General features: G+C 64.0%; 15 protein-coding genes. 4 read left to right on the top strand and 11 right to left on the bottom strand.

Annotated elements, in window-relative coordinates:
• The first annotated feature begins 66 nt into the window (after positions 1-66).
• From pcaC to Q1A53_RS10340, 4 genes are read left to right on the top strand one after another with little or no spacing between them, the layout of a single operon-like run.
• Entirely contained in the window at positions 67-447 is a 381-nt protein-coding gene (pcaC, locus tag Q1A53_RS10355) for a 4-carboxymuconolactone decarboxylase (RefSeq protein ID WP_299965976.1), read from the top strand.
• Positions 444-1,175 (top strand): protocatechuate 3,4-dioxygenase subunit beta, encoded by a 732-nt coding sequence (gene pcaH / locus Q1A53_RS10350; protein WP_299965974.1) that lies wholly within the window; start codon positions 444-446, stop codon positions 1,173-1,175. The genes pcaC and pcaH overlap by 4 nt, the downstream gene beginning before the upstream one ends.
• Positions 1,172-1,753, top strand: coding sequence for a protocatechuate 3,4-dioxygenase subunit alpha (gene pcaG, locus Q1A53_RS10345; protein ID WP_299965972.1), 582 nt, complete (start codon positions 1,172-1,174; stop codon positions 1,751-1,753). Before pcaH ends, pcaG begins: the two co-directional genes overlap by 4 nt.
• Positions 1,746-2,582: a 3-keto-5-aminohexanoate cleavage protein gene (locus Q1A53_RS10340; RefSeq protein ID WP_299965969.1), complete on the top strand. Its 837-nt coding sequence runs from the start codon at positions 1,746-1,748 to the stop codon at positions 2,580-2,582. Before pcaG ends, Q1A53_RS10340 begins: the two co-directional genes overlap by 8 nt.
• Positions 2,583-2,708: 126 nt before the next feature.
• Here the strand turns inward: Q1A53_RS10340 and phoB are convergent, their stop codons facing one another.
• From phoB to Q1A53_RS10285, 11 genes are all read right to left on the bottom strand, one after another.
• A complete protein-coding gene (phoB, locus tag Q1A53_RS10335) occupies positions 2,709-3,398 on the bottom strand; it encodes a phosphate regulon transcriptional regulator PhoB (protein WP_299965966.1) in 690 nt (229 codons plus the stop codon).
• The gene (phoU, locus tag Q1A53_RS10330) at positions 3,398-4,111 is read right to left on the bottom strand and encodes a phosphate signaling complex protein PhoU (RefSeq protein WP_299965964.1); all 714 of its coding nucleotides are present in this window, start codon (positions 4,109-4,111) and stop codon (positions 3,398-3,400) included. Before phoU ends, phoB begins: the two co-directional genes overlap by 1 nt.
• A gap of 4 nt (positions 4,112-4,115) precedes the next feature.
• A complete protein-coding gene (gene pstB / locus Q1A53_RS10325; RefSeq protein WP_299965962.1) occupies positions 4,116-4,913 on the bottom strand; it encodes a phosphate ABC transporter ATP-binding protein PstB in 798 nt (265 codons plus the stop codon).
• A 12-nt stretch (positions 4,914-4,925) separates the two neighbouring features.
• Entirely contained in the window at positions 4,926-6,287 is a 1,362-nt protein-coding gene (pstA, locus tag Q1A53_RS10320; protein ID WP_299965958.1) for a phosphate ABC transporter permease PstA, read from the bottom strand.
• On the bottom strand, positions 6,284-7,771 hold the full coding sequence (gene pstC / locus Q1A53_RS10315) for a phosphate ABC transporter permease subunit PstC (protein ID WP_299965955.1): 1,488 nt from the start codon (positions 7,769-7,771) through the stop codon (positions 6,284-6,286). The genes pstA and pstC overlap by 4 nt, the downstream gene beginning before the upstream one ends.
• 100 nt (positions 7,772-7,871) lie before the next feature.
• Positions 7,872-8,912, bottom strand: coding sequence for a substrate-binding domain-containing protein (locus Q1A53_RS10310; RefSeq protein ID WP_299965953.1), 1,041 nt, complete (start codon positions 8,910-8,912; stop codon positions 7,872-7,874).
• A 208-nt stretch (positions 8,913-9,120) separates the two neighbouring features.
• Positions 9,121-10,182: an ATP-binding protein gene (locus Q1A53_RS10305; RefSeq protein ID WP_299965950.1), complete on the bottom strand. Its 1,062-nt coding sequence runs from the start codon at positions 10,180-10,182 to the stop codon at positions 9,121-9,123.
• Positions 10,183-10,194: 12 nt separating this feature from the next.
• Complete coding sequence (locus Q1A53_RS10300; protein ID WP_299965947.1) at positions 10,195-11,382, bottom strand: aminotransferase class I/II-fold pyridoxal phosphate-dependent enzyme; 1,188 nt, start codon at positions 11,380-11,382, stop codon at positions 10,195-10,197.
• 1 nt (position 11,383) lies between these two features.
• Positions 11,384-11,911: a gamma carbonic anhydrase family protein gene (locus Q1A53_RS10295; protein ID WP_299965944.1), complete on the bottom strand. Its 528-nt coding sequence runs from the start codon at positions 11,909-11,911 to the stop codon at positions 11,384-11,386.
• Entirely contained in the window at positions 11,908-12,552 is a 645-nt protein-coding gene (gmk, locus tag Q1A53_RS10290) for a guanylate kinase (RefSeq protein ID WP_299965941.1), read from the bottom strand. Before gmk ends, Q1A53_RS10295 begins: the two co-directional genes overlap by 4 nt.
• Positions 12,553-12,555: 3 nt before the next feature.
• Positions 12,556-13,452, bottom strand: a complete 897-nt coding sequence (locus Q1A53_RS10285; protein WP_299965939.1) for a YicC/YloC family endoribonuclease — start codon at positions 13,450-13,452, stop codon at positions 12,556-12,558.
• Positions 13,453-13,557: the final 105 nt, after the last annotated feature.

Below are 13,557 nucleotides of genomic sequence, written 5' to 3'. Positions count from 1 at the left end.
CGCACCAACGACTTTCGCGCGCCCTTTCCGTGACCTATGGTGATGCTGCGGCAGGGAGGGCACATCATGACGGATCGCTACACCGCGGGAACCAGGCGGCGCAGAGAAGTTCTGGGCGATGCGCATGTGAACCGGGCGGCAGCGGCGCAAACCGAACTTGATGCCGATTTTCAACAGCTGATCACCGAAGCGGCCTGGGGCACGGTCTGGTCCTCGGATGCCATCAGCCTGCGCGAGCGCTCCATGCTGACGCTGGCACTGCTGGCTGCCTTGGGCAACTTCGACGAAATTCCCATGCACATCCGCGCCACGCTCAACACCGGGGCGAGCCAGCGCGATGTGATCGAAACCTTTCAACATGTGGCCATTTATGCCGGTGTGCCGCGCGCCAACACCGCGCTGAGGCTGGCCAAGGAAACCTTTGCCGAGATGGACCGCGACCCGTGACCGGATCGCCCGGGCCCCTGCTGCCGCGCGACTGGACACGCCAGCCGCCCGCGCTGACGCCCGACTACCGCAGCACCCGTCTGCGGGCGCCGCAGCACGCCCGTATCACCCTGCCATCCACGCCAAGCGAAGAGAGCGGACCGGTCTTTGGTCACGACCTGCTTGGTCCGCTCGACAGCGATCTGACCCGAAACTTCGCCGCCGCGGGACAACGTGCTGTCGGCCCGCAGATCATCGTGCACGGTCAGTTGAGGGATCAGAACGGTCGCGGATTGCCAGGCGCGCTCATCGAGGTATGGCAAGCCAATGCAGGCGGCCGCTACCGTCACCGCGCCGAAGGCTACCTTGCCCCGCTTGATCCGAACTTCGGCGGCTGCGGACGGGTCATCACCGACGCACACGGCCGCTACCGCCTGCGCACGGTCCAGCCGGCACCCTACCCCTGGCCCAACGATGAGAACGCCTGGAGACCCGCGCATATCCACTTTTCCGTCTTCGGAACGAGCTTTGCGCAACGGCTGATCACTCAGATGTATTTCGAAGGCGATCCGCTCATCCAGCGCTGCCCCATCGTGGCGGCGATCCCCGATCCAACGGCGATCGCGGGTCTGATCGCCCCGCTCGACATGGAGGCGAGCTTGCCCGGGGACGCGCTCGCCTACCGCTTTGACATCGTGCTGCGGGGACGGCGGGCCAGCTATTTCGAGAACCGGCCGGAGGGGATGTGAGCAAACCGTTACCCGAGACCGCATCCCAGACCGCAGGACCCTACCTGCATATCGGCTGCATGCCGAATGCTGCCGGGATCGCTGGCGTATTCCCGCAAGACCTCGGCGCGCAGATGCTGACCGACGCCATACCCGGCCCACGGATTGAGATCAGCGGCAAGATCTTCGACGGCGCGGGCGCACCCCTGCGCGACGCGATGATCGAGCTGTGGCAGGCGGATGCGTCGGGCCGCTACGGATCGCCCGGGTTCACCGGGTGGGCACGAAAGGCCACGGATGTGGAAACCGGCATCTGGCGGCTCAAAACCATTCGCCCGGGTACGGTGCGGATCGGCCAGGATACGGTGATGGCGCCCCATATCACGCTCTGGATTGTGGCACGCGGCATCAACACCGGCCTCCATACGCGCATGTATTTTCCGGAGGACGCGCGGGTGCACACGTCCGATCCCGCACTGGCGCAGGTCAGCCCGGCAGATCGGGTCCGCACGCTGATCGCATGGGCTGACGGACTGGGCAGCTATCATTTCGATATTCACTTGCAAGGACCCGATGAGACGGTTTTCTTCGATGTCTGAGCCCTGCATCCTCTGCGTTGCCATCACCGGCAGTGTGCCCACAAAGGCAGACAACCTCGCAGTCCCCATCACGGTGAGCGAGCAGATCGAAAGCACCCAGGAAGCCTTTGAGGCCGGGGCTGCCATCTGCCACGCCCATGTGCGCAACGACGACCAGACCCCCTCCTCGGACCCCGAGCGCTTTGCCGCGTTGAAAGAGGGGGTGGGGAAACACTGCCCCGGGATGATCTTTCAGGTCTCCACTGGCGGACGGTCGGGGGCTGGCCGGGCGCGTGGGGGAATGCTGTCCTTGCGGCCCGATATGGCGTCACTGTCCGTAGGCTCGAACAACTTTCCCACGCGGGTCTACGAAAACCCGCCTGACCTTGTCGAGTGGCTGGCGGGCGAGATGCGGCGCTACGAGATCACGCCGGAAGTCGAGGCGTTTGATCTGTCACATATCCTGCAGGCGATCCGGTTGCAGGAGACCGGCATGATCCCCGGCAGGCTATACGTGCAGTTCGTGATGGGCGTGAAAAACGCCATGCCCGCCGACAGGCGTGTCTTTGATTTCTACGTGGAGACGATGCGGACCCGGGCGCCCAGGGCGCAGTGGTGTGCGGCGGGCATCGGGGCGGCGCAGGTGAAGGTCAACGAATGGGCCATTGCCGCCGGTGGCCACACGCGCGCGGGGCTGGAGGACAACGTGCGGCTGGACCGCCAGACACTGGCGCCCTCCAACGCGGCGCTGATCAAGCGGGCGGTGGATCTATGCGCAAAATACGATCGCCCCGTGGCGACGACTGCGCAGGCGCGCAAAATCCTCGGACTGCGCCCTGTCGCACCGTGATCCGGCGGACGCGGGCAGCGCGCTGCCCGCGACATGATGCTTTGTCTGGCGCACCGCGGCTCCGGCAGGTCAGTCTTCGCCGCAGGTTCCCGAGCGGCGCTTGGCACGCCAAACTTGATTTGGCGTCTACCCGAGCGCGTAGCCCGCGCCGCGCACCGTGCGCAGCGGGTCAGAGCCACCGTGCTGCGTGAGCGCCTTGCGCAGCCGTCCGATATGCACGTCCACCGTTCGGGTATCGACGTAGATGTCGCGCCCCCAGACCCGGTCGAGCAATTGCTCGCGTGAGAACACACGACCCGGTTTTTCCATGAAAGTGGAGAGCAGGCGAAACTCGGTCGGGCCAAGCTTGAGCTCACTCTCGCCGCGGTTGACCCGGTGGCTGGTGGCATCCAGCACGATATCCTCATACTCCAGCCGCTCGCCCGAGGCGGCAGGGCGCACCCGGCGCAACTGGCTGCGCACCCGCGCCATCAGTTCGATCACCGAATAGGGCTTGATCACGTAGTCATCGGCGCCTGTCTCGAGCCCGCGCACGCGGTCGACCTCCTCGGACCGCGCAGAGAGCATGATGATCGGGATCGCGCGCGTCTCGGTCTTGATCTTGAGACGACGGCAGACCTCGATGCCCGACAGGTTTGGCATCATCCAGTCCAGCACGATCACGTCCGGTGCCGTCTCATCCACCAGCATCAGCGCCTCTTCACCGTTCTCGGCGCGGCTGACGGCAAAGCCTTCGGCCTCCAGATTGTAGGCCAGAACCTCGCGCTGTGCGGGCTCATCCTCGACCACCAGAACGCGGGGTTGATCGGCTGACATCACTTTGATCCTTCTGCAACCAACGATGTGCGGTCCGCCTTGGGCCGCGCGTCTTCGGGGTGCTCGCCGGTGACGAGATAGACGACCTGTTCAGCGATGGAGGTCACATGATCGCCCATCCGCTCCACATTCTTGGCGATGAAGTGCAGATGCATGCAGGCGGTGATGTTCCGTGGATCTTCCATCATGAAGGTCAGGAACTCCCGGAAAAGCGCGTTGTACATCTGATCGACCTCACGGTCGCGGTTGATCACCTCCAGCGCCCATTCCGCGTCGCGCTGGATATAGGCATCGAGCGCGTCTTTCAGCATCCGCTCCACCTCGATCGCCATGCGGCGCAGGGCACCGGTGCTGTCATCGACGGGGGCCATCTGAGACAGCACGCCGGTGCGCTTGGCCATGTTCTTGGCGTAATCACCGATCCGTTCGAGGTTGGCGCTGATCTTGATCACGCTGAGAATGAGCCGCAGATCCCGCGCGGTGGGCGCACGCAGAGCGATGACGCGGGCAGCCTCCTCGTTGATCATCTCTTCGAGCCCGTCGATGGTGCGGTCGGCGCGGCGCACCGCCTCTGCCAGCTCCTCGTCCCGGGTGTCGAGCGATCGCGCACTGTCACGGATCGCCGCCTCGACCAGCCCGCCCATCTTCATGATTTGCGCCTGAATCGCTTCGAGATCGCGGTCGAAGGCCGAGGCGATGTGTTGGTCCTGCATCTGCTTATCCAATCCGACCTGTAATGTAGCTTTCGGTGCGGCTGTCTTCGGGGTTGGTGAAAATCGTGCCGGTCTCGCCGTATTCCACGAGGTTGCCGAGGTGGAAGAACGCGGTCTTTTGACTGACCCGCGCGGCCTGCTGCATGGAGTGGGTGACGATCACCACCGAATAATTCTGCCGCAGCTCGTCGATCAGCTCTTCGACCTGCGCCGTCGCGATGGGGTCGAGCGCCGAACAGGGCTCGTCCATCAACAATACTTCTGGCTCCGTGGCGACCGCCCGTGCGATGCACAGGCGCTGCTGTTGCCCGCCAGAGAGCCCCGTGCCCGGCGCGCTCAGCCGGTCCTTGACCTCGTCCCAGATCGCCGCGCGACGCAGCGCGCTTTCCACGATGTCATCCAAGGCTGCCTTGTTCTTGGCCAGCCCGTGGATGCGCGGCCCGTAGGCCACGTTGTCATAGATCGACTTGGGGAAGGGATTGGGTTTCTGAAACACCATGCCTACCTTGGCGCGCAGCTGCACCGGATCGACGCGGCGATCATAGATGTCCTCGCCGTCGATATGGATGTTTCCCTCGACGCGGCAGATGTCGATGGTGTCGTTCATCCGGTTGAGACAGCGCAGGAAAGTGGATTTACCGCATCCCGACGGGCCGATAAAGGCGGTCACGGTCTTGTCCTGAATGTCTACATCCACATCCTTGATGGCGTGGTTGTCCCCGTAGAAAACCTGGACGCCACGCGCGGCGATCTTGATAGCGTCGGTGTCCACGTCTCTCTCCAGTACTCTCATGTCGTTCATGGCGTCTCTCCCTTACCAGCGGCGCTCAAAGCGGCGGCGCAGGATCACGGCGATGGTGTTCATCGTGATCAGAAACATCAAAAGGATGATGATACCACCCCAGGCGCGTTCGTAGAATGCCGGGTCTGACCGGCGGGCCCATTCGTAGATCTGCGCGGGCATGGCAGAGTTGGGATCAAGCAGGCCGCTGGCAATGCTGTCAGGCGCGTTGGAGGCGATGAAGCCGACCATACCGATGAGCAGGAGGGGTGCGGTTTCACCAAGCGCCTGCGCGAGACCGATGATGGTGCCGGTCAGGATGCCCGGCGCGGCCAGCGGCAGCACGTGGTGAAAGACCGACTGCATCTTGGAGGCACCAACCCCAAGGGCGGCATCGCGGATCGAGGGTGGCACCGCCTTGAGCGAGGCGCGGGTGGAGATGATGATCGTCGGCAGCGTCATCAACGTCAGCACCAGCCCGCCCACCAGCGGCGCGGAGGTCGGCAGGTGCATGTAGTTGATAAAGACCGCCAGCCCGAGGATCCCGAAAACGATGGAAGGCACGGCAGCGAGGTTGGAGATATTCACCTCGATGATGTCAGTGATCCAGTTCTTGGGCGCGAATTCCTCCAGATAGATCGAGGCTGCCACCCCGATGGGCAGCGACAACACGAGCACCACCAGCATCATGAAGAGCGAGCCCAGCATCGACACGCCCATCCCGGCGGATTCGGGCCGCGCGTCCGAGCTGTCAGCACCCGTGATAAAGGCCAGATTAAAGCGCTTTTCAACCGTGCCGCCGTCGATCAGCTGGTCCACCAGATCAAGCTGTTCGACGCTGATGTTCTTGTCGTTGGCGATGCTGTCCCGGCTGACCCGGTCCTTGAGATAGCCATCCACGCGGCCCGAGGCGAGGAACTCAAAACTGACCGTGTTGCCGATCTGATCAGGATTGGCGAGCACGAAGTCACGCATCTGGGCACGGGCACCGGCCGACAGGATATCGGCCATGTCCTTGCCATCAAGGTCGGTCTCGACCCCAAGCTCCGCAACCTTCGCCTCGAACGCGTCCCGCAACAGCGGCGCGTAGCCAAAGGTGGAGACCTTGGCCAGATCGGCAGGATCGCGGTTGCCGTTCTTGTCCAGTTTCTCCTCCAGCAGCTCGACCTCCAGCGTCACGAATGTCTGCTGAAAAGCACCCACCCCGCGGGTTATGATGTTGAACACCAGAATGAGCAGCATCAGCATACCGATGCCGATGGCGATCATCCCGTAGGCCTTGAAGCGTGCCTCCGCCGCGTTGCGCTTGCGGGTGCGCGCGTCCTGCGCCATCAGCGAGCCTTTGCCAGACACCGGCGTGATGGCGGGCATGGGGGAGGAAGTGGCGTCGGTCATTCGTATTGCTCCCGGTATTTGCGCACGATGTAGAGCGCCAGCACATTCAGCCCGAGCGTCAGGACAAAGAGTGTCAGCCCGAGCGCGAAGGCCACCAGCGTCTCGGGACTGGCGAAATCGGTATCACCCGTGAGCTGACTGACGATGCGGGTGGTGATGGTCGTCATCGCTTCCAGCGGGTTGAGCGAGAACTTGGCGATGGCCCCTGCCCCCAGAACCACGATCATGGTCTCTCCGATGGCGCGGGAGGCAGCGAGTAGTACCGCGCCCACGATCCCCGGCAGGGCCGCGGGCAGCACCACCTGGCGGATCGTCTCAGAGTGGGTGGCACCAAGGCCAAAGGAGCCGTCGCGCATCGCCTGCGGTACCGCATTGATAATGTCGTCGCTCAGCGACGAGACGAAGGGAATGAGCATGATGCCCATCACCAGCCCAGCGGTCAGCACCGCTGTGGCACCACTCATCCACTCGACGCCCAGCAGACCTTCCTCGCCGCGCCCGAAGACGCTCACCAAGGCCGGGCCAACCGTCAGCAAGGCGAAAAGCCCGTAGACGATGGTGGGGATGCCCGCGAGGATCTCCAGCAGCGGTTTGGCGGCGGAGCGGACCTTGGGCCCGGCGTATTCGCTGAGGTAGATCGCGGCGAAAAGCCCGATGGGCACAGCCACCAGCAGCGCGATGATCGAGATGTAGAGCGTGCCCCAGAGCAGTGGCAGGATCGACAGATCGCTGTTGCCGCGGAAATTCGGCGCCCAGCTGCCGCCGAAAAAGAAATCCGTCCAGGGGTGCATGCGGAAGAAGTTGAAGGTCTCAAACAGCATCGACAGCACGATGCCCACCGTTGTCAGGATGGCCAGTGACGCCGCCAGGATCAGCAGCACCAAGGCGCCCCGCTCCACGGTGTTGCGGGCGCGGAAATCAGCATTTGTCACAAACAGCGACGCCGCCGCGCCGATCAGCGCCAGCCCCAGCACGACGATGGTCATGCCAAAGGTGCCGCTTGCGGACCGGCTGCGATACTCCTGCGCAGCGTAGAGCACTTCGGCTTCCACGTTGGATCCGAGCGCAACCCCCACATCGCCGAGGATCTCGCGCACATCGCGGAATTCCGTCCGAATGCTGTTTGCCTCCTCCGCCGTCAGGGCACCGCGTTCTACCGCGATGTCCAGCCCTTCGGCGACGCGGCGCACATCGCTCATCACCAGCCCGCGGGAAGAGCCTTCGCTCACCATCTGTTCCGGGATCAGCTTGAAAACGCTGTTTTCGATCATCAGCGGTTGCGCCAGCATCCAGATCGCGAACACGCCGAGCGCGGGCACCGCCGTAAACATGGCGGCATTGTAGCCGTAGTAATTCGGCAAGGAATGCAGCAGCCGGATGTCGCCACCAGCGGAGACATTCGCTCGGCCACGGGCCATGAAAAACGCGGTCACTGTCAAAAGCAGCACCGCAACAATCACATATCCGGTCAGTCCAAGCGCCATCTGCGTCATCCTTGCGTCACGACGTCCGCTGTCGTGTCAGCCTGTTCAAAAGAAGCCGGAGGCGGACGGACCGCCTCCGGTTGCGTTAACCCCTGAGGGTTCAGGAATTGCCGCCCAGTACGGTCTCGTCGGAGACAGCCGTTTGGGTCTCTTCCAGCTTAGGGTCGGCCACCAGACCGTATTCGGCCAGCGGACCATCGGGGCCAGCGATCTCATCCGCCACGAAGAATTCGGCGAACTCCTTCAGGCCGGGGATCACGCCGATGTGCGCTTTCTTGACGTAGAAGAAGAGCGGACGCGACACGGGGTATTCACCGGTGGAAATGGTCTCAGTCGATGGCTCGACGCCGCCCATTGTCGCCACTTTCAGCTTGTCGGTGTTGTTCTCGTAGAACGCCAGACCAAAGACGCCGATACCATTGGTGTTGCTGTCGATGCGCGCCAGCGTCTCGGTGTAGTCGCCGTCGATGTCCACGGATTTGCCGTCTGTGCGCACCGCCATGCAGGCGCTTTCCGCGGCGTCCTCATCGAGCCCCATGTCCATCATGGCCTGCATCGCGCCAGTGTCCTCGCAGCCCTGCAGCAGGACCTTCTCTTCGAAGACTTCGCGGGTGCCGTGCTTGGTGCCGGGGATGAAGGCGGCGATGTCGACGTCAGGCAGATCCGCGTTCACGTCGGCCCAGGTGGCGTTGGGGTTGGCCACTATCGCACCGTCTACCGGGATTTCAGCCGCCAGAGCGGTGTACCAGTCGGATGGTTCGAATTCATTGAAGGCAGGACCGTCCTGCTGGCTGGCAAAGACGATGCCGTCATAGCCGATACGGACTTCGATAATGTCGGTGACGCCATTCTCGGCGCACGCGGCAACTTCGCGGTCACGGATCTGGCGCGAGGCATTGGCGATATCGACGGTGTTCTCACCGACGCCTTCGCAGAACCGCTTGAGACCCGCGGAGGAGCCGCCGGATTCCACGACCGGTGTCGGGAACTCGAAGTTTTCACCAAAGGCTTCGGCCACGATCGACGCGTAGGGCAGCACGGTCGACGACCCGGCGACCTGAACCTGATCGCGGGCAACGGCAGTCGTTGCGGACATGGCCGCGACGGCCAATACGGAGGTGGAGAGCTTTACGAACGACATGAAATCTCCTGTCATTGTCTAATTTCGAATCTGATCGACCTCGTGCCGATCTCGCCGCTGTTGCTAAAGACGACCGGCAATGCTTTTGTGACGGTTTGGTAACAGTTTTATGACAGCCGCCGCTAAGCGCTGGCAAAATCATTTAATTCAATGATTTTGAACCGTTCCGGGCGGGAAACACTCCGTTTCCGGGCGCTTACGGCCCGTTTCATACCGCCGATTGCGAGGGCGATGGCACAGCACTCAGCGGGAGTATGACAGTAAAACAGGTGCCTGCGCCAAGTTCGCTGTCCACCCGCAGCCGCCCGCGGTGCCGATTGATGATATGTTTGACGATGGCCAGCCCCAGCCCCGTGCCGCCGAGCGCGCGGCTGCGGTGGCTGTCGGCGCGGTAGAAGCGCTCGGTCAACCGCGGCAGGTGGACGGCATCAACGCCGGGGCCGTAGTCGATCACCCGCACGCGCACGCCCGCCGCCCGCAGCGAGGGCTCGCGCGCGACCGTCTCCGTCTCCAGACGCACCCGCTTACCAGAGGCCGCGTATTTGATGGCGTTCTCCACCAGATTGGTGAAGACCTGCATCAGTTGGTCCGCATCGCCCATCATCTTGATTGGCGCCTCGCCAAAACCCGCCTCCAGCACCACATCGGCGTCCGCCGCCAGTGGTTTGAGCGTCCGCAGCACAGAAGACAGAATCTCCGTCAGATCGACCTCATCGCGCGGACGTACGCGCTCGTCCCCCTCCACCCGGCTGAGCGAGAGCAGATCGCCCACCAGCCGGTTCATGCGGCCTGCCTCCCCTTCCATGATGTCAAGGAACCGGTCCCGGGCGGCGGCATCCTCGCGCGCGGGACCGCGCAGGGTTTCGATAAATCCCATCAGGGCCGTCAGCGGTGTCCGCAACTCGTGGCTGACGTTGGCCACGAAATCGCGGCGCATCTGGCCGGCCTGTTCCAGATGCGTCACATCCAGAAAGCACAACAGGATGACGTTCTCCGCCGCAATCACCCGCGCGCTCACCTGAAACGTGGTATCCTGCACACCGTCGTTGGCCAGATAGGCAGCTGTGCGCGGTCGGCTGTCGCTGAGCACGGCCTCGATGGCGTCGATCAGTCCTGGCTGGCGCAGCATGGTGACGAAGTTGCGCCCGATGATCCCTCGCCCGATGAGTGCGGTCGCCTCATCATTGGCGGCAACGATCCTTTCGCTGCCGTCGATCATCAATGCGGGCAAAGGCAGCGCCGCGAGGTATTCGGAGAAACTGCGGCGCATGCTTCCGCTCTTTCAGCTTTGGGAGGCGGCGGCGACCGCCTCGGCGAAAATCGCGCAAAGCGCCCCGGGGTCTTCGAGCCCGACGGACACCCGGAAGAACCCCTCCGACATGCCCAGGGCTTCGCGCTGCCGGGCGGTCAGCGCCCGGTGCGAGGACGACGCGGGATGCGACAGGGTCGTGCCCACATCGCCCAGCGTCGGCGCAAAGCTGAGACCCGCTGCCGCGCGGGTAAAGGCATTGGCCGCCGCCCGCCCGCCTGCCAGCTCAAAACTGACCATATTGCAGAACTGCCCGCCGAGCAGATGCGCCGCGCGGGTGTGATCGGGGTGATCGTTGCGCCCGGGATAGATCACGCGCCTGACCCCGGGCAGACCGCCCAAATGCGCCGCCAGATGAACGGCGGTCGCCTGTGCGCGGTCAAAGCGCAGATCGAAGGACAGCATGCCCCGTTCGGCCAGCCAGCAGTCAAAGGGGCTTGGGTTCATACCTGCGGTGACGGTGAAGACGCGCAGCCGGTCGTTCAGCGCGCGGTCGCGCGCGGCCACATAGCCCAGCATCACATCGGAATGGCCCGCCAGCAGTTTGGTCAGGGAATGAATGACCACATCCGCTCCCCAGTCAAAGGGCCGGAAGGCGCGCGGTGTGGTAAAGGTATTGTCCACCACCAGCAGGATCCCGGCCTCTTTGCACAGGCTGGCGAGCCCTTCCACATCCGCGACCTGAAGCGTAGGATTGGACACGGCCTCGATCAGCACCATCCGCGTGTCGAGCCGGATCGCGGCGCGCATGGCGGCCACGTCTCCGGGATCCACCATGGAGGTGGCGATGCCGAGCCGCGGCAGATCCTCCTGCATCATCCTCAGCGAGCGGCCATAAAGCTGGTTGCCGCCGATCACGTGATCCCCGCTCTGCGTCAGCCCCAGCAGCACCGCAGCGACCGCCGCCATGCCGGAGGCCGTCATCACACCGGGGTTCGGCGCATTCTCCAGCCGGTCTATCCGCCGCGCCACGACGTCGGCATTCGGGTGCCCCTCGCGGGCGTAGGTATAGCCGTGCAGATGGCCTTCGTATTGCTGGTCGAGCATATCCGGCGTGTCCGAGGCATAAACCACCGAGGGGCTCAGCGGTGTGACAACGGGCCGGCTGGCGCTTTCGGGCAGCGCGTCTGGACGGATGAGAGATCCTTTTTCGTTGCGCATCTCAGTCCTCGACCACACGCAATTCCGCGCGAAAGCGGCGCATGTTATCCTGGTAGTGCTGCGCGCTCGCTCGGAGACCCTCGATTGCTCGCGCATCGAGGGTGCGGACCACCTTGCCCGGCATGCCCATCACCAGGGATCCATCGGGGATCACCTTGTTCTCGGTGATCAGCGCCCCCGCGCCAATCAGGCAATTCTTGCCAATCTTGGCACCATTCAGCACCGTGGCCCCCATGCCGATCAGGGAATTGTCACCGATGGTGCAGCCGTGCAGCATGACCTTGTGCCCGATGGTGCAATCGCGCCCGATCGTCAGCGGGAAACCTGCATCAATGTGAAAGACGCAGTTTTCCTGCACGTTGGAGCCTGCACCCACGCGGATCTCTTCGTGATCGGCGCGGATGGTCGTGCCGAACCACACGGACGCGCCCGCCTCCAGCACGACCTGACCCACCAGGTTGGCATCGGGGGCAACCCAGGTATCTTCGTGGCACTGCGGCGCGTGCTGGCCCAGTGTATATAGTGTCATGACAGCTCCTCGAATTCCGTCTGCAACCCGCGCACATGATCGGTCAGCCCCGGCTGCTGGCTCCGGCGCAGGCGGGTGGCGGAGATGATCGTCTTCAACTGTGCCTCGGTCTCGTCCAGATCATCGTTCACCAGCACGAAGTCATAGGCGCCCCAGTGGCTGATCTCGTCCCAGCTCTTCTCCATCCGCCGCGCGATGGTGGCGGCATCATCCTGACCGCGGCTTTCCAGCCGGTCGCGCAGCGCGCAGATCGACGGCGGCAGCAGGAAAATCGACATGGTATGCGCCCCGAGCGAGGAATTGGTGATCTGCTGCGCCCCCTGCCAGTCGATGTCAAAGAGCACATCGCGCCCCTGATCGATGGCCGCGGCCACGGGTGCCTTGGGCGAGCCGTAGAAATTGCCGAAGACATGGGCGTGCTCCAGCATGCCGTCCTGACTGACCTGCGCCTTGAATGCCGCCTCGCTGAGGAAATGATACTCCCGCCCGTCTTCCTCCCCGGGCCGCGGCGACCGCGTGGTGGCGGAGACGGAAAAGGCGATCTCCGGATCCCAGGCGCGCAGGCGCCGCGCGAGGGTGGATTTGCCCGCCCCCGAGGGCGAGCTGAGGATGATCAAGAGGCCACGTCGCGTCGAGGTCATGGTCTACTCCACATTCTGGACCTGCTCGCGCATCTGGTCCACCAGCGCCTTGAGGTCAAGCCCGCAGGCCGTGAGTTCGGTGCTTTGAGCCTTGGCGCAGAGCGTATTGGCCTCGCGGTTGAATTCCTGGGTCAGGAAATCGAGCTTGCGCCCCACGGGGCCACCCTGCTCCAACAACACGCGCGCGGTGCTCACATGGGCGCCCAGCCTGTCGATCTCTTCGGTGACATCGGATTTGACGGCCAGCAGCGCAAGCTCCTGCGCGACCCGGTCGGGGTCCGCGCCGTCCGCCCCCTCCATCACCCGTGCGAGATTGCGGCGCAACGCCTCGGCCTGTGCCGTTCCGCGCGCAGCAGCCAGTTCCGCCGCCTGCCGGGTCAGCACCGCAATGGCATCCAGCTGACCCGAGATCACCGCCTGCAACGCCGCCCCTTCCTGCAGGCGCATGTCGTTGAAATCGGCGATCAGCGCATCAGCCTCCGCCCGGAGCGCCTCTGCCAGCGAGGCGGTCTCCGCCTCCTCCGTGGTACTCTGCTGCTCCATCACACCGCGCAACGAGATAATCTCGGCGGGGCTGACCGGGCCCAGGGTCACGCCCGCAGCCGCCGCTTTTTCGGTGATCACCGCGATGGCGCGTAGCGTGGCGTCAAGCTGACCGGGGTTGATCTCGACCGTGCCCGCCTCGTCGGACCTGCTCAGCCGCAGCGATAGGGTGACATTGCCCCGCGCGATCCGCTCCGACAGGGTTTTGCGCAGCGCAGCCTCCAGCCCCGATATCCAGTCCGGCGCCCGCACGCGCAGATCAAGCCCCTTGCCGTTGACCGCGCGCAGCTCCCACGCCCAGCTGTACGCCTCCAGCGCGCCTGTGGCAGACGCAAATCCCGTCATGGAGCGGATCATGCCGCGTATCCTCCCAACCGCTTGATTTCAGCAGCATTAGGGCAGTTGCACGCAGCGAGGCAACCCCCGCGCGGGTTCCCGCCGATCCCGGCTATCCCCGGTCCG

Origin of the sequence: uncultured Roseobacter sp., from assembly GCF_947496515.1 — a bacterium.
Taxonomy (GTDB): domain Bacteria; phylum Pseudomonadota; class Alphaproteobacteria; order Rhodobacterales; family Rhodobacteraceae; genus Roseobacter.
This window is presented reverse-complemented; position numbering and strand designations above follow the sequence as displayed.

Coding starts and splice junctions, on each gene's coding strand:
- phoU (WP_299965964.1), bottom strand. CDS start 4,111: ATGCAGGACCAACACATCGCCTCGGCCTTCGACCGCGATCTCGAAGCG.
- pcaC (WP_299965976.1), top strand. CDS start 67: ATGACGGATCGCTACACCGCGGGAACCAGGCGGCGCAGAGAAGTTCTG.
- Q1A53_RS10300 (WP_299965947.1), bottom strand. CDS start 11,382: ATGCGCAACGAAAAAGGATCTCTCATCCGTCCAGACGCGCTGCCCGAA.
- pstA (WP_299965958.1), bottom strand. CDS start 6,287: ATGACCGACGCCACTTCCTCCCCCATGCCCGCCATCACGCCGGTGTCT.
- pstB (WP_299965962.1), bottom strand. CDS start 4,913: ATGAACGACATGAGAGTACTGGAGAGAGACGTGGACACCGACGCTATC.
- Q1A53_RS10285 (WP_299965939.1), bottom strand. CDS start 13,452: ATGATCCGCTCCATGACGGGATTTGCGTCTGCCACAGGCGCGCTGGAG.
- Q1A53_RS10310 (WP_299965953.1), bottom strand. CDS start 8,912: ATGTCGTTCGTAAAGCTCTCCACCTCCGTATTGGCCGTCGCGGCCATG.
- Q1A53_RS10305 (WP_299965950.1), bottom strand. CDS start 10,182: ATGCGCCGCAGTTTCTCCGAATACCTCGCGGCGCTGCCTTTGCCCGCA.
- Q1A53_RS10340 (WP_299965969.1), top strand. CDS start 1,746: ATGTCTGAGCCCTGCATCCTCTGCGTTGCCATCACCGGCAGTGTGCCC.
- Q1A53_RS10295 (WP_299965944.1), bottom strand. CDS start 11,911: ATGACACTATATACACTGGGCCAGCACGCGCCGCAGTGCCACGAAGAT.
- gmk (WP_299965941.1), bottom strand. CDS start 12,552: ATGACCTCGACGCGACGTGGCCTCTTGATCATCCTCAGCTCGCCCTCG.
- phoB (WP_299965966.1), bottom strand. CDS start 3,398: ATGTCAGCCGATCAACCCCGCGTTCTGGTGGTCGAGGATGAGCCCGCA.
- pstC (WP_299965955.1), bottom strand. CDS start 7,771: ATGGCGCTTGGACTGACCGGATATGTGATTGTTGCGGTGCTGCTTTTG.